The following is a 20100-nucleotide window of genomic DNA, read 5'->3' on the forward strand; positions in this document are numbered from 1 at the left end:
CAGCTTCAACCGTCGGGGGAAAGAGTGGAACCATGCCGACGACCGTGAAGCGCCTCGCCATCGGGCTCACCTCCCTCACCGCCATCGTCGCGGGCTTCGGCATCGCGGCCACCCCACCGGGCTCCCTCGCCGCCGTCCCGTCGAGCAGCACCACGGCCACCGCGCCGAGCACCGCCGCCGCCATGACAGAGACCGAGCCTGACCCATCGACAAACCTGACGATCCGGCTGGAACCGCTCACCTCCACGGCGAAGGACTGCTGAGCGAGGGACTGCTGAGTGAAGGACTGCTAGCCGCGCACGTCGTCGTGGTGCGCCCGGAGCGCATCGTCCATCCCGGCCAGAAACCGCTGCACGGTCGCCAGTTCGTCGTCGGTGAAATCCTTCATGACCTGATCGGTACGCTGCCCGAGCGGCCCGAAGAACGTCCGCGCGAGCGCCATCCCCGGCTCCCCGTAGCGAAGATGCACCACCCGCCGGTCACTGCTCTCCCGGCTGCGGCGCAGATGCCCGGCCCGCTCGAGCCGGTCGATCGCGGCGGTGGTCGCGCCGGACGAGAGCCCCAGCTCCTCCCCCAGCCGCCCCGGTGTCAGCGGATCGCCGCGGCCCTCGCCGTGCATGACCGCGATCAGCGCCTGCAGATCCGTGTGGTGCAAACCGTTGCGCTGCGCGAATGCCTGCCCGACGTGCTGGGCGCGGACGCTGTAGGAGCGCAGGAGGTTGACGATTTCCTCGCGGAGGAGGTCCCGCTTCGTCTCTCGCGCCCGGTACACGTACCCCAGTGTTGCAGATTGTGGTCCGCTCAGTAAGACTCTCGATGGTCGAGATACTTTGCCATCGAGAGGATTTGTCGTGTTGCGAACCCTGACCGGACGGCTGACGGCCTGGCTGGTGCTGGCCGTCGCCCTGCTCGCGGCGGGGGCGGTGCTCGGCTTCTCCGGCTCGGTCCGCACCTCGAACGACCCCACCGCGGTCCTGCCCGGCGGCGCCGAGTCGACCCGGGTCGCCGCGATCGAGCGGCAGCTGCCCTCGGGGCAGAGCAATCCCGCGCTGATCGTCTACAGCCGCGACGGCGGCGCCCTGACCGCCGCCGACCAGGCGAAGATCGCCGCTGACGCCACGGCGCTCCAGGGACAGCCGGTCTACTCGCAGAACAAGGACGCGGCCCTGGTCGCCGTGGACCTGCCCGCGAACCTGCCGGCCGACGAGCTCATCGACCGGGTCGCGCAGTTGCGGGCGAGTGCCGCGCAGGGGCTGCCGGACGGCCTGACCGCGCAGGTGACCGGGGGTGCGGGCTTCGCGGCCGACATCGCCGACAGTTTCACGGGCGCCAACACGAACCTGCTCCTCGTCACGGTTGTCGTGGTGGCGGTGCTGCTGCTCGTCACGTACCGGAGCCCGCTTCTCTGGCTTGTGCCCCTGATCGTGGTCGGCGTCGCCGACCGGGTGGCCAGTGGCCTGATCGCCGTGCTCTCGCGGCACACGGACCTGACCGTGGGTGACTCGACCGTCGGCATCGTCACCGTCCTGGTGTTCGGCGCGGGAACCGACTACGCGCTGTTGCTCATCTCCCGTTACCGCGAGGAGTTGCACCTGCACGAGGACCGCCGCGAGGCGATGCGCCGGGCCCTGCGCGGCGCCGGGCCGGCCGTGATCGCCAGCGCAGCGACCGTCGTGCTCAGCCTGCTGACCCTGCTGCTGGCCAGCCTCGGTGACACGGTCGCACTCGGCGTCACCGCGGCGCTCGGCATCGGCGTGGCCGCGCTCTTCGCCCTGGTCGTGCTCCCGCCCGCGCTGGTGGTCTGCGGCCGCGGCCTGTTCTGGCCGTTCATCCCCCGCGTCGGCGACGAGCTCAGACACGGTCTGTGGTCGAGGGTCGGTAACGCTGTGGCACGGCGCCCCGGGCTGGTCACCGTCGTGTCCATCGTGATCCTCGGCGCGCTCTCCGCGGGCATCCCCGGCACCCAGCTCGGCCTGTCGCAGACCGAGCAGTTCCGGGTCAAGGCCGAGTCCGTCGAGGGTCTCGACACGCTGAGCCGCTCGTTCCCCGCCGGCGCCGCGGACCCGGCCGTCGTGCTCACCGACCCCGCGCACGCCCAGGAGGTCCTCGCCGCCGTCACCGCGACCGCGGGCGTCGCCCAGGCCAGGATCGCCGAGCAGACCGCCACGGTGGTCCGGATCGCCGCGACCCTCACGGCCGCACCCGACACCCCCGAAAGCTACGAATCCATCCGTACGCTCAGAGCGGACCTCCCCGCCGGTGCGCTCGTCGGTGGCAGCGTGGCGACCGCGCTCGACAAACGGGACGCGTCACGCCACGACCTCAAGGTCATCGTCCCGGTCATCCTGCTCATCGTGCTGCTGGTCCTCGGCGTGCTGCTGCGCGCGGCGGTCGCGGCGGTGCTGCTCATCGTCACCGTGATCGCGAGTTTCGGGGCAGCGCTGGGCGCCGGATCGCTGCTTTTCCGCACCGTTCTCGGATATCCGGGACTCGACAACCAGGTCCCGCTGTACTCGTTCCTGTTCCTCGTCGCGCTCGGCGTCGACTACAACATCTTCCTGGTGACAAGAGCCAGAGAAGAAGCCGCCCATCGGGGTACGCGCGACGGAATGGTGCACGCCCTGGCCGCCACCGGTGCGGTGATCACGAGTGCGGGCATCCTGCTGGCCGCGGTCTTCGGGGTGCTCGGGGTGCTGCCGATCATCACGCTCACCCAGATCGGCGTCATCGTCGGGGTGGGTGTGCTGCTCGATACGCTGCTCGTGCGTACGGTGCTGGTCCCGGCCCTGGCCACCCTCCTGGGTGACCGGTTCTGGTGGCCCGCGCGCCCCGCGGCCCTTGCCGGAACCCCCTCCGATGACTGATGCTGATCACCCTCGCGTGCGCATCCCGCGAGAAAAAGTTCGCCCGGCGTTGAACCCTTCGGATCAGCCGAACGGATGATGCCCGCGGGTCGGGCGGGCTCACATATTTCTTCTTTAATTTACGCCTAAGAATGCATAAAGGTTCTGGCGTGAAATGGCTTTCCGGCTCCCGGACCCTTACCGTTCGGGAGCCAGCTCATATGGGGCCCGTAAGGGCGTCAGCAATCCTGGAAAAGGTTGCTGACGATGAGCGAAAGACTACAGAAGAGGTATCACCCATGCGAAGGTCGTCTTCCCGCCGGGCCGCTACCCGCCGCGGCCCCGACCGTCGTCTCATCGCCGGCGCCGCGGTCCTCGTGGCGATCGGCGGTGTCATCGGCTTCACCCAGTTCGCCAACGCGGACGAGACCAAGGTCGCCGCGTGCTCCGCCCCGGCCGCCGCCTCGTCGCAGGAGCCGGGCGGCGCGAAGAGCGCCACCGACCCGAAGGTCGGCGACTACGTCGACAAGAACGGCAAGCTGCAGCACAAGGGCGACGGGCAGCTGGCCAAGGGCGAGAAGGCCCCCGAGCCGGAACCGGTTGCCGAGTGCACCGAGGGCGCGACCATCAAGAAGACGGTCAACGGCCTCGAGATCCTCGAGAACACCTGCGAGAACACCAAGCTCGCGGCGCACACCGGCTTCCAGGACGGCGACCGCTGCGTCTCCACCGAGTTCGGTGAGGTCGGCGAGGCGGCGAAGAACCCCACGCTGCTGATCACGGACTCCCCCGAGCAGGTCACCGTGGGCCAGCCCTTCACGCTGAAGGTCAGCACCCGCAACCTGGTCCGCGACCGCTTCCTCGCCGCCGGTCAGGGTGGCTACTACGTGGAGAGCTCCGTTCTCAACGCCGAGGGCCTGGTCCGCGGCCACTTCCACACCGCCTGCCGGATGCTGGAGAGCACCACCGAGGCCGTCGACCCCTCGCCGGTCCCGGCGTTCTTCGTGGCCACCGAGGACGGCAAGGGCGGCGCGGCCCCCGACACCGTGACGATCCAGGTCCCCGGCCTGCCGCAGGAGGGCACCGCCCAGTGCGCCTCGTGGGCCGGTGACGGCTCGCACCGCGTGCCGATGATGCAGCGCGCCAACGAGACCCCCGCCATCGACGCGGTCCGCCTCAAGGTCAACGCCGCCGCGGGCGGCGGCAACGGCGACGACCAGGGCGACGACGGTGACGACCAGGGCAACGGTGGCAACAACGGTGGCGGCAACAACAACGGCGGTGGCAACAACAACGGGGGCGGGAACAACAACGGCGGCGGCGACAACGCCGGTGGCGGTAACGGTGCCGAGCAGCCGGATCCGGCTGAGAGCAGCGCCGCACCGGAGACCGAGACCGGCACCACGCCGCCGAAGTCCCCGACCGTGACCATCCCGCCGACGACGAAGCCCGCCACGGGCACCGACGGCCAGGCCGAGTCGACCAGCTCCCCCAGGCCGACGAAGACCACGGTCAAACCGACGACCAAGGCGCCGGCCGACAGCGACGACTCTTCCAGCGGTGGCTCGACCAGCGGTGACTCGGGCGACAACGGCTCGGGCGACAACGGCTCGGACAACAGCGGCTCGGGCGACAGCGGCTCGTCGGGCGACAGCGGCTCGTCGGGCGAGGCCGAGGAGGAGACCCCGGCGCAGAACGTGCAGGGGAACAAGACCTCGACGCCGAAGCCGGGCAAGTCCTCCGCGGCGGCGACCACCGGTGACTCCTCGGACGACGACGGTGCCCCCGACGCGGTCGCCCCGACCGCGCAGCACCTCGAGGACGAGGACATCCAGGCGTCGAACGAGAACAAGCTCGCCCTCACCGGCGCCAACGTCATGACGGCCGTGCTCGGCGGCGCCGTCCTGATCCTGGCCGGCTTCCTGGTCCTCAGCGTCACCCGGCGCCGGCGCTCCGGCGGCCAGTAGGCACCAGCGAGTTCCAGCATCCCGGCCCGGGTCGTCCACGTGACGGCCCGGGCCGGTTTCCGTCCGAATGAGACATGGCATTTGCGCTGGTGGATTGGTAGGTTCCCAGCGCATGGAAGCCTTCGATCAACTCGCCGAGCTCTACCAGGGCGAGCACAGCCACAATCCCTTCCAGGCCGCCCTCGTCGAGCGGATCGCCGCGCAGCTGCCCCCGAGCGCGATCCTCGACCTCGGCTGCGGCACCGGCGTGCCCACCGCGAAACTGCTCACCGGGGCAGGCCACCGCGTCATCGGTGTCGACATCGCCGAGGGCATGCTGCGCCTGGCCCGCGAGCAGGTCCCGCAGGCCGAGTTCCGGCACGCCGACATCCGCGAGCTCCCCGACGACTACGGCCCGTTCGGCGCGGTCACCGCGTTCTTCTCCCTGCTGATGCTCAGCCGCGCCGACATCGAGAAGACCCTGGCCCGCATCACCGGCTGGCTCGAGCCCGGTGGCCTGTTCGCCCTGGGCATGGTCAACCTCGACGCCGACAGCCTCCCCGTCGAGTTCCTCGGCGTACCCGTCCACGTCACCGGCTACCCCCAGGACCAGCTCGCCGCCAAACTCACCGAGGCCGGCTTCACCCTCGACAGCATCGAAACCGTCGACTTCACCCCGGCCGGCGGCCCGCCGGAGAGCCAGATCTTCGCCCTGGCCCGGCTCAGCGCATAACCTGCGCGGATGCGTGACGAATACGACGAGACGGCTCCGGGTGTCTGGACCTGGCTGCAGGCCTGGTACGCGACCCAGTGCAACGGCGACTGGGAGCACGAGTTCGGGATCCGGATCGAAACCCTCGACAACCCGGGCTGGACCATCGTGATCGACCTCGGCGACACCGCGCTGGAGGACAAACCGTACGAGCGGCAGGAGATTCACCGCAGCGAGCACGACTGGATCTTCACCCGCGTCGAGTCACGTCAGTTCACGGCGTCCTGCGGGCCGCTGAACCTCGGCGAGGTGCTGCACCTTTTCCGCTGCTGGATCACGGGGTGAGGCCGCGGAACGTGCGGCGGTAGGTTTCCGGGGGTACGCCGAGCTGCCCGCTGAAGTGGCGGCGCAGGGTGGTGGCGGTGCCCATGCCCGTACGGGTGGCGATCTGCTCGATGGTCAGCGACGTGGTTTCCAGGAGTTCCTGGGCCAGGCGGATGCGCTGGGTGTGCAGCCAGCGCAGCGGGCTCATGCCGGTGACGGCGGTGAAGTGGCGGGCCAGGGTGCGCGGGCTCATCCGGGCCTCGCGGGCCAGGTCACGCACCGTGGTGGGCCGGTCGAGGCGGTCGAGGGCCCAGGGCAGGACGTCGCCCAGGACGTGGCCGGCGCCGTGGGCGACCGCGGCCGGGATGAACTGCGCCTGGCCGCCGGGGCGGTGCGGCGGGACCACCAGGGTGCGGGCGAGGGTGTTGGCGACGGCGGTGCCGTGGTCCTGGCGTACGAGATGCAGGCAGAGATCCATGCCCGCGGCCTTGCCCGCGGAGGTGAGGACGTCGGTGTCGTCGACGTAGAGGACGTCCGGGTCGACCCGCACCGCCGGATATCTGCGCTGCATGAGGGCGGTGTGCGCCCAGTGGGTGGTGGCGCGGCGGCCGTCGAGCAGCCCCGCCTCGGCCAGCACGAACGCGCCCGTGCACAGCGACGCCACCCGCGCACCCGCGGCGTGGGCGGCGCGGACGGCGGCGACCAGGGCGGGCGGCGGGGGCACCTCCGCGTCCCGGCACGACGGGACGATCACGGTGTCCGCCTCGGACAACGCGTCGAGACCGCGGCCGATGCCGGCGTTCAGCCAGCCGCCGACCCTCGCACCGTCGTCGCCGCAGATCATGAACGAATACCACGGGTCGGCCAGCTCGCGGTCCACGCCGAACACCTCGCACGCCGCGGCCAGCTCGAACAGGGGCGTGCCGTCGGTGACGGCGAGGGCAACCGAGTGCATGTCCGAAACTGTACGGGTGACGGCGTAGACGTCAGGCCCTCAGATAACGCAGCACGGCCAGGACCCGGCGGTGGTCGTCGGCCGCCGTGGGCAGACCGAGCTTGGTGAAGATGCCGGTGATGTGCTTCTCGACGGACCCGTACGCGAGCACGAGCCGGTCGGCGATCGCGGTGTTCGACCGTCCCTCGGCCATCAGCGCCAGCACCTCGCGCTCACGCGGGGTCAGCGTGGCGAGGTGGTCGCCGTGGCGAGCCGCGTTCAGCATCGGGGTGATCACCTCGGGGTCGAGCACGGTCCCACCGGCGGCGACCCGGGCCACGGCGTCGATGAAGTCGCTGACGTCGGCGACCCGGTCCTTGAGCAGGTAGCCGACTTTCCGCGCCCCGGCGGCGAGCAGCTCGGTGGCGTACCGCGTCTCGACGTACTGCGAGAACACGAGCACCCCCGTCCCCGGATGATCGCGGCGGATGGCGATCGCCGCGCGCAGCCCCTCGTCGGTGTGCGTCGGTGGCATCCGAATGTCGACGATCGCGACGTCGGGGTGGTGCTCCCCCACCGCGGCGAGCAGGGCGCCACCGTCGGCAACGGCGGCCGGCACCTCGTGGCCCCGGGCGGTCAGGATGTGGGTGAGGCCGTCGCGCAGCACAGCGGCGTCCTCGGCGATCACGATCCGCACGGCAGCTCCACGGTCACGACAGTAGGACCGGCGACGGGGCTGTCCACGTCCAGACGGCCGTCGACCGTCCGGACCCGGTCGGCCAGCCCGGCGAGCCCCCCGCCGGCCCGGGCCCGGGCCCCGCCCCGGCCTTCGTCGCGGACCCGGAGCCGCAGGGTGTCACCGTCCTGCCCGACGGCGACCGTGGCCGCCTGTGCCCCACTGTGTCTGGCCACGTTGGTGAGCAACTCCGAAACGCAGAAGTAGGCGATGGTCTCCATCTCCGGGGCCGGGCGCCGGGGCAGGGAGACGGTCAGCTCCACCGGCTGCGGGGTGCGTTCGGTGAGGCTGACCAGCGCGGCGCCGAGCCCGTTGTCGAGCACGGGCGGGTGGATGCCGCGGGCCAGATCCCGGACCTCGACCAGGGCCTGCTTCGCCTCCCGGTGAGCGCAGCCGACGAGGTCGCGGGACTCGGGGTCGGCTCCGGTCCGGTCGAGGCGCTCCTTGGCGGCGCCGATGGTCATGGCCAGGGCCACCAGCCGGGCCTGCGTCCCGTCATGCAGGTCACGCTCGATGCGCCGCAGCGCCGCGGCGGCGTCCTGGACCGCGAACGCCCTGGTCTCCTCCAGCTCCCGGACCCGTTCCCGGAGCTTTCCCGGCCCGAGCTTTCCCGGCCCGAGCTTTCCCGGCCCGAGCTTTCCCGGCCCGAGCAGAGCGATGATGGCGAGCCGGTCGACGGCCACGACCGCACGCAGCGCGAACGGGGCGGTGAGGAGCAGCGCCACACCGGCGACGGCCACGAGCGCGACCCGCGGCCAGGTGTCGAGGTAGACGTCTCCGGGCAACGGCAGGCCGGCGTGACCGTCCTGGACGGGGACGAGCTGCCACCACGCCGGATAGGTCAGCGCCGCGAACCCGTACCCGTAGAAGAGGAACGTGACCGCGGCGGTGAGCACCGCTATCGGCGCCTTGAGCAGCAGGTAGGCCGCTGCCTGCCAGCCGGCCCGGTCGGTCAGGCCGATCGTGACCCAGTCGGTGAAGCCGGCGGCGGAACGCGGGGCTGCGGGAGCCGCGCCGGGCATCCCGATCAGTCGCCGCGCGAGGCTGTGGTGCAGCGCGCCGAGGCGACGGGCACCGCGCACGGCGGCGCCCAGCAGCGGCAGCCCGACCACGGTGAGCGACAACGCCGAGCCGGCCACGATGGTGAACACGACGTAGGCCAGCCCGAACAACCCCACCGGCAACCCGAGTAGGACGTAGACCAGCTGTTTCAGACCGCGCATGGGTCCAGAATGGCCGATCGCCGGGCGCGGGAACATCCGGTTGTCCCCCGCTTCGGGTACCGGGTTCTCCCCCGGGCCGGTTCGGGGGCTCGCCGGGTCGTTTCACGGACGCCGGGCCGGAAGAGTCGTTGCCACGAACCGAGTGAGGGAGCAGACATGACCAAGGCGGTACTGCGGGCGATCGGAGCCGGGACCGCCGACCTGAGCACCGGGCGCCCGGCCCACCCGGACGACCGCTGGCGGATCTTCAGCAACACCAAGTCGTTCGTCGCGACCGTTCTGCTGCAGCTGGAGGGCGAGCAGCGGCTGAGCCTCGACGACAGCGTGCGGCGGTGGCTGCCCGGCGTGGCCATCGACCGCAGGATCACGGTGCGGCAGCTGCTCAACCACACCAGCGGCGTCTACGACCCGACCGACGACCCGGAGGTCGCCACCGACCGGGGTGGGCTCGGCCCGCGCGAGGTGATCGCGCTGGCGGCCGCACACCCGCCGCTGTTCGAGCCGGGAGAGCAGTGGGACTACTCGAACACCGACTACCTGCTCGCCGGGATGATCATCCAAGCGGTCACCCACCACCGCGCCGACCAGGAGATCCGGCGACGGATCATCGTCCCGCTCGGGCTCTCGCACACGTCGTTCCCGCTGAGCGATCCGCGGATCCCGGGCCCGCACCTGCACGGCTACGACCTGAGCGGGCGGGACGTGACGGGCTTCGATCCCTCCGGCGAGTGGACGGCCGGGGCGATGATCTCCACCACCGCCGACCTCGCCCGCTTCGACGCCGCCCTGTTCGGCGGCCGGCTCCTGCGACCTCAGCAACAGCGGGAACTGCTGACCACGGTCCGTGGCGAGGGCTATGGGCTGGGGGTGCAGCGGATCGCCGTCCCTTGCGGGGAAGCGGCCGTGACAGTGTGGGAGACCGACGGCGGCGGTCCGGGATTCACCAGCGTCTCGATGACCAACGAGGATGCCTCCCGGCAGCTCGTGGTGGTGGCGGACGTCTTCGACCTCACCCGCGACCAGCGCAAGGTCCCGGGCCGGCCACCGGTTCCGGACGCCGGAGCGGCCTACCTCACGATGGTCACCAGCGTCCTCTGCCCTCGTTGAGACGGCTCTGAGGGACGCCTGTCCGAAACTGTACGGGTAACGTCGTTCCGGACACTCCCGGTTGGCGTCCGCGACGGCGATCCTGGTGCCATGTCCTACCGAATCGCCGTGCCGGGCGCCGCCGGCCACACCGGCCGTTTTGTCATCGCCGAGCTGGAGCGCCGCGGCGTGACACCGGTTGCCTGCGACCGCACGACCGACCTGGACACCGCGCTGCGGGACGCCGACGCCGTCGTCAACTGCGCCGGCCCGTTCGCCGCCACCGCGGACCCGGTCATCACGGCAGCGATCCGGGCCGGCATCCCGTACCTCGATGTCACCGCGGAGATCGAGGTCGTCACCAGCACCTTCGACCGTTACGCCGGCGCACCCGTCCCGATCGTCCCGGCAGCCGGGTTCTTCGGCGGCCTCGGCGACCTGCTCGCAACCGCGGTGGCCTTCCCGGGCACGGAAAGGCTCACCATTGCGTACGCCCTGAGCGGCTGGCGCCCCACCCCGGGAACCCGCGCGACGGGCCGGGTGTCCGCCGAGCGTCGCGGCGGCCTGCGACCCGTCCACAGCGGCGGGAAACTGCAGTACCGCGACGGCGCCCAGCCCCGCACCGAATTCGCGTTCACCATCGGCACCCACCCGGTCGTCGCCGAGTTCACCATGGCGGACAGCGCCACCATCCCCACCCACCTCGACATCCCCGACATCGACACCTACATGACCACCAACGCGGTCGACGACCTGCACGCCGCCGACCCCTCCGGCCCGGCCGCCGTGGACGCGCACGGCCGGTCCGCGCAGACCTTCCACATCGAGGTCATCGCGAGCGGCGGCGGAAAGCAACGCCGCATTGTTTACGCGGGCCGTGACATCTACGCGATCACCGCACCGCTCGTGGTCGGCGCGGCGCTGCTGATCCTCGCCGGGGAGGGCGCCACGAACGGTCCGGCGTCGCTCGGCGCCCGCTTCACCCTCGACGCCCTGGTCGGACCCGGCAGGCGACAATAAGGTCATGAGTGGGTACGACGTGCTGCGCCTGGCGGTGACGCCCGCCCCCGACCTGCCCGGCGGCTTCCAGGTGGAGGTCTACGTCAACGACGACGAGATGACGTCGGCGGGTGCCGGGCTCGGCATGGACCCACGTCAGATCCTCACCCCGGTGAACCGTCTCGAGGCGGCCCCGGAGCCCCGCACGACCCCGTTCGCCCGCTGCGACTGCGGCGACTACGGCTGCGGCGTGACCGACGTGACCATCACCCGCGACGGCGACGCCGTGCACTGGGACTGGTCCGTCGAACTCCCCATCAACCGGCGCGTCTCCTTCGCCGCCGACCAGTACGACACCGAGATCACCCGGATGGCCGCCGACAACTCCTGGGAGACCCCGGAACGCACGGCCGCCCGGCTCGTCGAGATCCAGGCCGACCGGGCCGCGCTGACCACCCACGGGCTCTCCTTCAGCTGGGCCGCCAACGACCACCGCGATCCCGCGACGTTCCGGGTCGCCGTGATGCTCGGCTCCGACTACCAGATCTTCGTCGGTACGCCGTGGCGGGACCACACGCCGGAGAGCCTGGCCGCCGAGGTCTGCGAAAACCTCGCGCAGGGACCCGGCAGATGGCGAGCCACCTGGCATCCCGTCCACTCCGGCGTCCCGGGCCCACCCCCGATCGCCCGCCCCTCCTGGCGACAGGAACAGGTCTGACCGGCCGGGCTCAGCGTCCCTGCGTCGAACGTGAGCACCACGGGCTGATCAAACCTTGCACGAGCGCGTTGTAACAACTACGGTTACAGCGCGAGGAGGTGGCGATGAGTGCGAACAGCAAGCTCACGGTGGCCGTGCATGCACTGGCGTGGATGGGGCTTCATCAGAGCCGCGGCCACGAGGTGTCGACCTCCGAGCAGATCGCCGCCAGCGTGGGCACCAATGCCGTGGTGATCCGGCGGCTGCTCGGTGACCTGCGGCGCGCGGGGCTGACGGAGTCGCGGCGGGGTGCGGGTTCCGGCTGGGTGCTGGGGCGCGAGCCGGCTGCGATCACCGTGCTGGACGTCTACGACGCGCTGGACGACGGGCCGGTCTTCGCCCTGCACCACAGCGAACCCGACCCCGGCTGCGTTGTCGGCGGCGGCATCCAGCCCGTATTGAGCGGGCTCTACGGCCGCGTCGACGGGGCCCTGCGCGCCGAACTCGCCCGCACCACCATCGCCGACGTCCTCAAAGGCATCCTCACCGCCCACTGAAACGCCGCCCACTGAAACGCCGCCCGCTGAAACGCCGCCCACTGAAACGCCGCCCGCTGAAACGGCCGCCCACTGAAACGCCGCCCTCTGAACGCCGCCCGTTGAAACGGCCGCCCGCCGAAACGCCACCCGCCGATCCACCCGCCGGCGTGCCGCCCGACGACTTCGCCGCCGAATCCCGCCCGCTGACATTCCACCCCGGCAACCCGGCCCACTCATTATTTTTTTTACCCGCCATTGTAACAATTCCAGTTACGCCTGAAAGGTTTTCCATGGACCAGCGGACAGCTCTCGTGACCGGCGCCTCCAGTGGCATCGGCCTGGCGATCGCACGACGTCTCACCGAGGACGGCGCACGTGTCTATCTCACCGGCCGCCGGGTGCCGGAGCTCGACGCGGCCGCGGCACAGCTCGGCCCGAACGCGATCGCCGTACCCTGCGACGTGTCGGAAGCAGCCGACCTGGACCGTCTCTTCGCGATCATCCGCGGCGACGGGCGGCCGCTGGACGTGGTGGTGGCCAACGCGGGCCTCGGTGCCGCCGCTCGGCTGCAGGATGCCACCGAGGAGCAGTACGCCCATGTCTTCGACGTGAACGTCAAGGGGACCCTGCTCACCGTACAGAAATCGGTCCCGTTGCTGGCGGACGGCGCCTCGGTCATCCTGATCTCGTCCTCGACCAACCGGCACGGCGCGGAGAAAATGGGGCTCTACGCGGCTTCCAAGGCCGCTGTCCGCAGCCTCGGCCGCACGTGGGCCGCGGAGCTGGCGCCCCGGGTGCGGGTCAACGTGATCAGCCCCGGCCCGGTCGTCACCCCGGCGACCGATGCCCTCGCGGGCCGGCTGGGCAGCACCCCGGAACAGTTCCACGAGAGTGTCGGCGCAACGGTGCCGCTCGGGCGGATGGGCCGTCCGGAGGAGATCGCCGATGTCGCCGCGTTCCTGGCCGGCCCGGGGAGCTCGTTCGTCACCGGCGCCGAGTTCGACGTGGACGGCGGCCTCAACCAGGTATGACACGGTACGGTCTGGCGTGCCCAACGATCGACGTCCGCCCATCATCGTGGCGATCGCCGCGCTCCTGCTCGCCACCGCGGGCGTCTGGTTGTCAGCCGGCGCGGGCGGGGACACGCACCGCGCACACGTCGTGGTCGACGGGGTGCCACTGGACGAGGTTCATCCCTCCGGTGACCGGCATCCCGGGGTGGTGGTGGCGCACGGGTTCGCCGGGTCGGCGCGGCTGATGGCGCCGTTCGGGGACACACTCGCCGCGCGGGGCTACGTGGTGGTGCTGCTCGACTTCAGCGGGCACGGCGCCAACACGCACCCCCTGCCGTCCGGCGACGACGCGCTGCAGCACGACCTCGACGTCGCAATGGCCCATCTGCGCTCGCTGCCCGATGTGGACCCTGCCCGCGTCGCGCTCGTCGGGCACTCCATGGGCGCCACGGCCGTCACCCGCTACGCCGGAAGCCACCCGGACGTCAGCGCCACGGTCGCCATCTCCCTGCCCTACGCCTCGGTCGCCCGGACCGGCGACCCGAAGCACCTGCTCCTGATGGTGGGCGCCCTGGAATTCCCCGCATTCCACGAGGTCGCCACCACCGCCGCCGCGGTCAGCCCCGGCCGCTCCCTGGTGGTCGTCCCCGCGGTCGAGCACATCTCCATCCTGTACGCACCCCGCACCCACCGCGAAACCGCAGCCTGGCTCGACAAATCCCTCGGCAACCCCGTCAGCTCCGGTCCGCTCCCCTCCCCGTTCCGGCGCCCCGCAGGCGCGGCACTCCTCCTGCTGGCATTCGCCATCGGCCTGTTCCCCCTCACACGACTCCTGCTCGGCCGACCGGCCGCCGAATCAGCCCACTCCGACGTACCCCCGGCCACAAGCTCAACCCGCTCCGACGCACCCCCGGCCACAAGCTCAACCCGCTCCGACGCACCCCCGGCCGCCGGATCGGCCCGCTCCGACGCACCCGCGCTCGGACGACCGGCCCGCTCCGACGCACCCGCGCTCGGACGACCGGCCGCGGGATTGTCACGCTTCGATGCGCCGCTGATCGGTCGCGTGAGCCTGGCTGCTGCCGGTGCCGCACTGGTGGGGGCGCTGCTGGCCCCGATCCTGCCGAGCAACAGGCTGCCACTGGACCTGGGCGGCTACGTCGTGGGGCTCACCGGGGTCACAGGCGCGCTGCTCCTCGCGTACACGATGAGGACACGGACCAGACGCCGAGCCGGACCGAAGATCCAGGTCTTGATCATGGTGTACGCCGCCGCGATCACCGTGCCCCTGCAGCTCGGCGTGACCCACGTCGTGCCCACGGGAATCCGCTGGTGGCTGCTCCTGGCGGTCTGGGCAGCTTTCACCCTCCTCACGTACGCCACCGAGCGCGCCACCAACGGCAACGTCTACGCCGCCCTGGCCGTCTCGGCGGTGACGCTGCTGGCCCTGACCGGAGCGGCGATCACGGGCCTGACCTCGTCCTTCGTCCTGCTGGTCGTGCCGCTGCTGGCCCTGCTCATGCTGTGGCAGGCAGCCTGGAGCACCCTCCTGAACCGCGCCGGCGCCTCCCCCTGGCTGACCGCCGCCGCCGGCTCCCTCCTCCTCGCCTGGCCCATCGCCACCGCCCTCCCGATCACCGGCGGTTGACCGGGCGGGCCGGCGGTTGACCGGCGGGCCGGCGGTGCCGCAGCCGTCCGTGACGGTCAGTTCGTGCGACCACGGTTGCGTTCCGGCCACCTCGATCCGCACGCCGGTGTGCTCCCCCTCGGTCTCCAGCCATATCCCTCCCGCTCGACCGCTACCGTCCACGCGTGACACCGCTGATCTTCCTCGACGTCGACGGCCCCCTGATCCCTTTGCGCGCGCGGCCGGGCAGCCGGCCGGCGACCGCGCCGGGTGACGGCGGCAACCCGCTGCTGGATCGGCTCGACCCCGTGGAGGGGCAGCGGCTTCTCGGACTGGGGTGCGAGCTGGTCTGGGCGACCACGTGGATGCACGAGGCGAACGAGATCGTGGCGCCGCGGCTCGGTCTCCCCCGGCTACCCGTCGTTGACTGGCCGGACGAGGATGATGACCCCCGGGACGGCCTGCACTGGAAGACGATCGCGCTGACCCGGTGGGCGGACGGACGGCCGTTCGTGTGGCTGGACGACGAGACGACCGGTGCCGACCGGCGATGGGTGGCGGCGAATCACCCCGGCCGCGCGCTCGTGCACCGCGTCGACCCCCTGATCGGCCTGACGAACGCGGACTTCACCGCGGTGGAACGGTGGCTCGGTCAGGCGTCGCCGCAGACCTGGTCCCCCAGGTCTGTGCGGGCGTAGCGCACCTGGCGCCCGTCCCTGTTGCCCACGACGAGCCCGGCATCGCGCAACGTCGTCAGGTGGTGCGACGCCGTTGCCGCCGAGATCCCGAGCGCCGCAGCGACCTCGCCCGTGCTGTGCGGTGCGGCGACCAGCGTCAGCACGGCTGCCCGCGTAGCCCCGAGCAGCGCCGACACCGCCGCTCCCGGAACCGGCCCCGGGGCGTTCCACAATGTCCCGAAACCGCGCGGTGGGTACCAGAGGGCTGAGCCGCGCGGTGAGGATGTAAGGGCGAATACCTTCGGCCCGGCGAAGGCTGACGGGAGCAGGGTCATGGCCTGGCCGGCGTACGTTTCGGTGGCTTTGTGGCTCTGCAGGGCCAGGACCGAGCCGTCCCAGCGAACCGTCGGATGCAGCTCGTGCAACATCGCCGGGCCGGTGCGGGTGCGCATCTCGCCCTCGGCCGCCGCGCGCAGGCGTGGCCAGAGCGGTGCGACGGCGACCTCGAAATACTGCCGTATGTCCCGCACCAGCAGGGCCAGGCCCCGCGCCGGATCGGTGGCGAACATCGAGATCTCCGGCGGCGGCTCGCTGCCTTTCCAGGCCAGGTCCATCTCGTACGCGACCAGGTCGAGCGGGGTCGCCGCGATCTGCGCCAGCTCGTCGCGGAGCCGGGGGCGGGGATGCCCGATCGCCGGGACCGGGGTGAGGAAGTCGGGAAGCCACACGTGCGGGTGCGCGACCACGGCGGGCAGCGTCCTCAGGCCGAGGGCGGCGAGGGCCGGTGTGACGCGGGCGCGCCAGGACGCGTACATCCAGAATCTGTCTGTTTCCTGGAGCGCGACCAGACTCGCCATGGTCTCCGCCATCGGGGAGTGAGCGAAGCGGACCTCGGCGGCGGTGAGCTCGAACGTGAGCATGCGACCATTCGAGCACAGTCGAACGGTTACCCGTCAGCGCGTACCCGGAGCCAGGATCGCGGCATGAGGTACACGAAGCTGGGGCGGACCGGCCTGCGGGTGTCGCGGGTCTGTCTCGGGACGATGAATTTCGGCTGGCTGACCACCGAGAGCGAGAGTCACGCGATCCTGGACCGGGCGCTCGCGGAGGGGATCAATTTCGTCGACACAGCGAACATGTACGGGGGCGTGGACGGCGACGGCACGGCTGAGAAGTTCATCGGGAGCTGGTCCGGGCAGCGTGACAAGGTGGTGCTGGCGACGAAGGTGTACGCGCCGATGAGCGACTGGCCGAACGACGGCGGCCTCTCCGCGCGGCACATCATCGCGTCCTGCGAGGCTTCGCTGCGGCGGTTGCGGACCGACTGGATCGACCTGTTCCAGCTGCACCACATCGAGCGCGGCACCCCGTGGGAGGAGATCTGGCAGGCCCTGGAGACGCTGACCCAGCAGGGCAAGATCCGGTACGCGGGTTCGTCGAACTTCGCGGGCTGGCACCTGGCCTGCGCACAGGCCGCCGCCGACCGCCGCAACTACCTCGGCCTCGTCTCCGAGCAGGCTAAATACAACCTGCTCACCCGGCACGTGGAGCTCGAGGTGCTACCCGCGGCGATCGAGCTGGGGATCGGCGTGCTGCCGTACTCCCCGCTGCACTTCGGCGCGCTCTCCGGGGCCCTGCGCAAGCAACGGGAGAACACCGGCGTCCGCACGGCCCGCGACGCCGCGATCCGGGTCGAACCGCACGTCGCAGCGCTCGAACGCTACGAGAAGCTGTGCGCCGGGCTGGGCCTGGAACCGACCACGGTCGCCCTGGCGTGGCTGCTGTCCCGTCCCGGGGTCACCGCCCCGGTGGTCGGCCCGCGCGTTCCCGGGCAGCTGGATCAGGCCCTGCTCGCGCTGGAGACCACGCTCTCCACGGAGACGCTGAGCGCGCTGGACGACATCTTCCCGCCGATCGGCAACGGCGGCCCGGGTCCGGAGGCCTGGGCCTGGTAGACGTAGTGACATGCACACCGTCGAACTGCTGCCCGACGAGCAGCTCGAGGCCGGCGTACGCCACCTGTGGTCACTCCTGGCCGCCGCCGGCCTGCCGAGCCTGGCCACCCACCCGCACCCGACCAACCGCCCGCACCTGACGATGATCACCGCGGCGTCGCTGGAAGGGCTGAGCCCGCTGCCACTCCCCGTCCCGGCGGAACTCGGCCGGGTACGCATCCTCGGGCGAGCCCTGGTCCGCGAGGTGACACCGACCGCCGGCCTCCGCGCCCTCCAGTCCGGCATCTGGACCTCCCTGACCGGCGCGGACCCGTGGCCGCCACCACCGGACTTCGTGCCGCACATCAGCCTGGCCCTCAAGATCACAGAGACAGCCCGTGACCAGGCACTTCATCTGCTCGCCGGCCTGCCACCCGCGCATGGGAGCTTCGTCGCCGCACGCAGTTACGACTCGGGGATGCGTACCGTCACCGGCCTGTAGCCGGTTGTCCTCACCTGGCCGGGGGGACTGCCGATTATGGGCGTCATGCAACGGCCGGCGATCGACGACCACACCGCGGAGTACTGGGCGCGGCAGGTCCGGCTGGGGTCGGGAATCGCCGGTGGGGTGACCCTGCTGGCCTCGGTACGCGTGGCGGTGAACTGGGCGCCCGACGTGCGGTGGTGGGTGGCGCCGCTGCTGGTTGCCGCTGCCGTGGTGCAGGCCGCTGCGGTGGCGCTCCCGTGGCGGCGGTACGTCCGCAATCATCGGCTGCGTCGGTGGCTTTTGCTCTGGTGGGTGGCCGAGCTGCCGATCCTGTGGCTGTTCGCGGCGAACGACCAGCAGGGCGTGACGGCGTACCTGCCGTGTGTGGCGTTGCTGTTGATCACCTCATCGATGCTGTACGGGCCGGCCGTGGTCGTCGCGATCGGCGTGACCTCGGTCGTGGGGCTGCTGGGGCTGGTGCAGCTGCGCGTCGGCGGCAACGCCGTCGCGGTCGTCACGCTCGCCGCGATCCTGGCCAGCGTCGCCGCCCTCTGCGCGGTCGGGGCGCAGAACCGACGGCGGCTGCACGCCCGGCGCCGCTCGGTCGAGCACCGCGCCGAGCTGCTGCTCGAGGCGTCGTCCGACGCGGTGTTCGCGATCGACAGGAACTTCCACATCCACTACGTGAGCCCGTCGGTGCAGACCGTCCTGGGGCGGGCGCCCGCCGAGTTCACCGGGGAACTGCTCGGGCAGCTGATGCACCCCGACGACCGGATCCTCGCCCGGTCCTGGATGGCCGCGCTGTTCGAGGCCCCGGAAGGCGGGACCAGCCGCATCGAGATGCGGATTCAGGGCGCGTACGGCACGTGGGTGCACCTCGACGTCATCGGCACGAACCGGCACGGCGACCCGGACCTGCGCGCGGCCGTGATCAGCCTGCGGGACATCGGGAGCCGCCGCGCCCTGGAGGCGGAACTCAGCCGGCAGGCGTTCACCGACTCCCTGACCGGCCTGCCGAACCGGGCGCTGTTCCGGGACCGGCTCGCTCAGGCCGTCGCCCGGATCGACCACACCGAGATCGGCGTGCTCCTGCTCGACCTCGACGACTTCAAACTGATCAACGACGACCTCGGGCACAGCCTCGGCGACGAACTGCTGGCCACGATCGCCACCCGGCTCAGCCGCGAGATCGGACCCGGAGACGTCCTCGCCCGGCTCGGCGGCGACGAGTTCGCGGTGCTGCTCGAGGACACCGACGAACCGGCCGCGGTGGCGCTCGCCGAACGGTTGCTGCGCGCCGGCCACGAACAGATCCGCCTCGGCAGCCGCGAGGTCACGTGCTCGCTGAGCATCGGCATCGCCGGTGGCACCCGCCCCGCCGAGCAACTGCTCCGCGACGCCGACCTGGCCATGTACGCCGCGAAACGGGCCGGCCGCAACGCGTACGCCGTGTTCGACCCGTCGATGTCACGCTCGGTGCTCGAAGAGGCGCAGCAACGCGTCGACATGGAACGGGGCCTCGCCGAGGACCAGTTCGAGGTGCTCTACCAGCCGGTCGTCGACATGCGCACCCGGCGGGTCACCGGGGTCGAGGCGCTCGTGCGGTGGCGGCATCCGGAACGGGGGCTGCTCAGCCCGTACAGTTTCATCGCCGCGGCTGAGGCGAACGGCCTGATCGTGCCGCTGGGTCGCTGGGTCCTGCGCCGCGCCTGCGCGCAACTCGCCCGCTGGCGCGCCGAAACGCCCGCCGCCGCCCACCTGAAGATCAACGTCAACCTCTCCGCCCGCCAGTTTCAGTACGCCGGCCTCGTCGACGATGTCGCCGCCGCCCTCTCCGACGCGGGCATCCCCGCGAACCACCTCACCCTCGAGATCACCGAATCCATGCTCATGGCGGACATCACCGCGGCGATCGAGACCTTGGGCGCCCTGCGCAGCCTCGGCGTCAGCCTGGCCATCGACGATTTCGGTACGGGCTACAGCTCCCTCAGTTACCTCAAACAACTCCCCGTCGACATCATCAAAATCGACAAATCCTTCGTCGACGGCGTCGACACCGACCCCAGCGACCACGCCCTCGTCAACGCCATGGTCGGCCTCGGCAAAGCCCTCCGCATGCAGACAGTCGCCGAAGGCATCGAAACCGACGCCCAATGGTCCGTCCTGCGCCGCATCGGCTGCGACCACGGCCAGGGCTACCTCTTCGGCCGCCCCGCCGACCACGCCACGGTCCTCGGCCTCCTCACCACCCAGGACCTCCCCGCCGCGGCCTGAGACTGCCACGGCCCGGAGGATTGCGCGGCCAAGGTTCTGGCCCGCTCCG

Annotated in this window: 20 protein-coding genes; 15 read left to right on the forward strand and 5 right to left on the reverse strand. The window is 71.2% G+C overall.

All coding sequences use genetic code 11. The features are described from left to right. Positions 1-32 precede the first annotated feature (32 nt). Positions 33-263, forward strand: a complete 231-nt coding sequence (locus tag Ahu01nite_RS34760) for a hypothetical protein (protein ID WP_203840960.1) — start codon at positions 33-35, stop codon at positions 261-263. A gap of 26 nt (positions 264-289) precedes the next feature. On the opposite strand, the gene Ahu01nite_RS34765 is transcribed toward Ahu01nite_RS34760, so the two are convergent. After that, the gene (locus tag Ahu01nite_RS34765) at positions 290-772 is read right to left on the reverse strand and encodes a MarR family winged helix-turn-helix transcriptional regulator (RefSeq protein ID WP_203840961.1); all 483 of its coding nucleotides are present in this window, start codon (positions 770-772) and stop codon (positions 290-292) included. Positions 773-851: 79 nt separating this feature from the next. Here Ahu01nite_RS34765 and Ahu01nite_RS34770 point away from each other — a divergent pair, with 79 nt between their 5' ends. The 4 genes from Ahu01nite_RS34770 (at position 852) to Ahu01nite_RS34785 (ending at position 5846) form a co-directional block, all read left to right on the forward strand. Beyond that, a complete protein-coding gene (locus Ahu01nite_RS34770; protein WP_239159362.1) occupies positions 852-2864 on the forward strand; it encodes an MMPL family transporter in 2013 nt (670 codons plus the stop codon). A gap of 278 nt (positions 2865-3142) precedes the next feature. Then, complete coding sequence (locus Ahu01nite_RS50765; protein WP_239159363.1) at positions 3143-4810, forward strand: LPXTG cell wall anchor domain-containing protein; 1668 nt, start codon at positions 3143-3145, stop codon at positions 4808-4810. A gap of 112 nt (positions 4811-4922) precedes the next feature. Continuing rightward, positions 4923-5522, forward strand: a complete 600-nt coding sequence (locus tag Ahu01nite_RS34780; protein ID WP_203840962.1) for a class I SAM-dependent DNA methyltransferase — start codon at positions 4923-4925, stop codon at positions 5520-5522. 9 nt (positions 5523-5531) lie between these two features. Further along, complete coding sequence (locus Ahu01nite_RS34785) at positions 5532-5846, forward strand: immunity 53 family protein (RefSeq protein ID WP_203840963.1); 315 nt, start codon at positions 5532-5534, stop codon at positions 5844-5846. On the opposite strand, the gene Ahu01nite_RS34790 is transcribed toward Ahu01nite_RS34785, so the two are convergent. The 3 genes from Ahu01nite_RS34790 to Ahu01nite_RS34800 are packed head-to-tail and all read right to left on the reverse strand — an operon-like array spanning position 5836 to position 8718. Further along, positions 5836-6780: a helix-turn-helix domain-containing protein gene (locus Ahu01nite_RS34790; protein WP_203840964.1), complete on the reverse strand. Its 945-nt coding sequence runs from the start codon at positions 6778-6780 to the stop codon at positions 5836-5838. The genes Ahu01nite_RS34785 and Ahu01nite_RS34790 overlap by 11 nt on opposite strands. 31 nt (positions 6781-6811) lie before the next feature. Beyond that, entirely contained in the window at positions 6812-7456 is a 645-nt protein-coding gene (locus Ahu01nite_RS34795; RefSeq protein WP_203840965.1) for a response regulator transcription factor, read from the reverse strand. Further along, positions 7444-8718, reverse strand: a complete 1275-nt coding sequence (locus tag Ahu01nite_RS34800; RefSeq protein ID WP_203840966.1) for a sensor histidine kinase — start codon at positions 8716-8718, stop codon at positions 7444-7446. Before Ahu01nite_RS34800 ends, Ahu01nite_RS34795 begins: the two co-directional genes overlap by 13 nt. A gap of 156 nt (positions 8719-8874) precedes the next feature. On the opposite strand from Ahu01nite_RS34800, the gene Ahu01nite_RS34805 reads away from it, so the two are divergent. From Ahu01nite_RS34805 to Ahu01nite_RS34835, 7 genes are all read left to right on the forward strand, one after another. Beyond that, positions 8875-9825 (forward strand): serine hydrolase domain-containing protein, encoded by a 951-nt coding sequence (locus tag Ahu01nite_RS34805; RefSeq protein WP_239159364.1) that lies wholly within the window; start codon positions 8875-8877, stop codon positions 9823-9825. Between the two features lie 90 nt (positions 9826-9915). Further along, on the forward strand, positions 9916-10824 hold the full coding sequence (locus tag Ahu01nite_RS34810) for a saccharopine dehydrogenase family protein (protein ID WP_239159365.1): 909 nt from the start codon (positions 9916-9918) through the stop codon (positions 10822-10824). Positions 10825-10828: 4 nt separating this feature from the next. Next, a complete protein-coding gene (locus Ahu01nite_RS34815) occupies positions 10829-11521 on the forward strand; it encodes a hypothetical protein (RefSeq protein WP_203840968.1) in 693 nt (230 codons plus the stop codon). Positions 11522-11625: 104 nt separating this feature from the next. Beyond that, a complete protein-coding gene (locus Ahu01nite_RS34820; RefSeq protein WP_203840969.1) occupies positions 11626-12057 on the forward strand; it encodes an Rrf2 family transcriptional regulator in 432 nt (143 codons plus the stop codon). Between the two features lie 272 nt (positions 12058-12329). After that, the gene (locus Ahu01nite_RS34825; protein ID WP_203840970.1) at positions 12330-13070 is read left to right on the forward strand and encodes an SDR family NAD(P)-dependent oxidoreductase; all 741 of its coding nucleotides are present in this window, start codon (positions 12330-12332) and stop codon (positions 13068-13070) included. 16 nt (positions 13071-13086) lie between these two features. Next, the gene (locus Ahu01nite_RS34830; RefSeq protein WP_203840971.1) at positions 13087-14700 is read left to right on the forward strand and encodes an alpha/beta hydrolase; all 1614 of its coding nucleotides are present in this window, start codon (positions 13087-13089) and stop codon (positions 14698-14700) included. A 173-nt stretch (positions 14701-14873) separates the two neighbouring features. Further along, entirely contained in the window at positions 14874-15377 is a 504-nt protein-coding gene (locus Ahu01nite_RS34835) for an HAD domain-containing protein (RefSeq protein WP_203841013.1), read from the forward strand. Here Ahu01nite_RS34835 and Ahu01nite_RS34840 read toward each other — a convergent pair. Beyond that, the gene (locus tag Ahu01nite_RS34840) at positions 15332-16276 is read right to left on the reverse strand and encodes an ArsR/SmtB family transcription factor (protein WP_203840972.1); all 945 of its coding nucleotides are present in this window, start codon (positions 16274-16276) and stop codon (positions 15332-15334) included. The genes Ahu01nite_RS34835 and Ahu01nite_RS34840 overlap by 46 nt on opposite strands. A 63-nt stretch (positions 16277-16339) precedes the next feature. Between Ahu01nite_RS34840 and Ahu01nite_RS34845 the strand changes: the two genes are divergently transcribed. From Ahu01nite_RS34845 to Ahu01nite_RS34855, 3 genes are read left to right on the forward strand one after another with little or no spacing between them, the layout of a single operon-like run. Next, positions 16340-17311, forward strand: a complete 972-nt coding sequence (locus Ahu01nite_RS34845) for an aldo/keto reductase (protein WP_203840973.1) — start codon at positions 16340-16342, stop codon at positions 17309-17311. Between the two features lie 10 nt (positions 17312-17321). Then, a complete protein-coding gene (locus tag Ahu01nite_RS34850; RefSeq protein ID WP_203840974.1) occupies positions 17322-17792 on the forward strand; it encodes a 2'-5' RNA ligase family protein in 471 nt (156 codons plus the stop codon). 45 nt (positions 17793-17837) lie between these two features. After that, positions 17838-20051: a putative bifunctional diguanylate cyclase/phosphodiesterase gene (locus Ahu01nite_RS34855; RefSeq protein WP_203840975.1), complete on the forward strand. Its 2214-nt coding sequence runs from the start codon at positions 17838-17840 to the stop codon at positions 20049-20051. The last annotated feature ends 49 nt before the right edge of the window (positions 20052-20100 follow it).

Source organism: Winogradskya humida (genome assembly GCF_016862215.1).
In the GTDB taxonomy this organism is placed as follows: Bacteria; Actinomycetota; Actinomycetes; order Mycobacteriales; family Micromonosporaceae; genus Actinoplanes; species Actinoplanes humidus.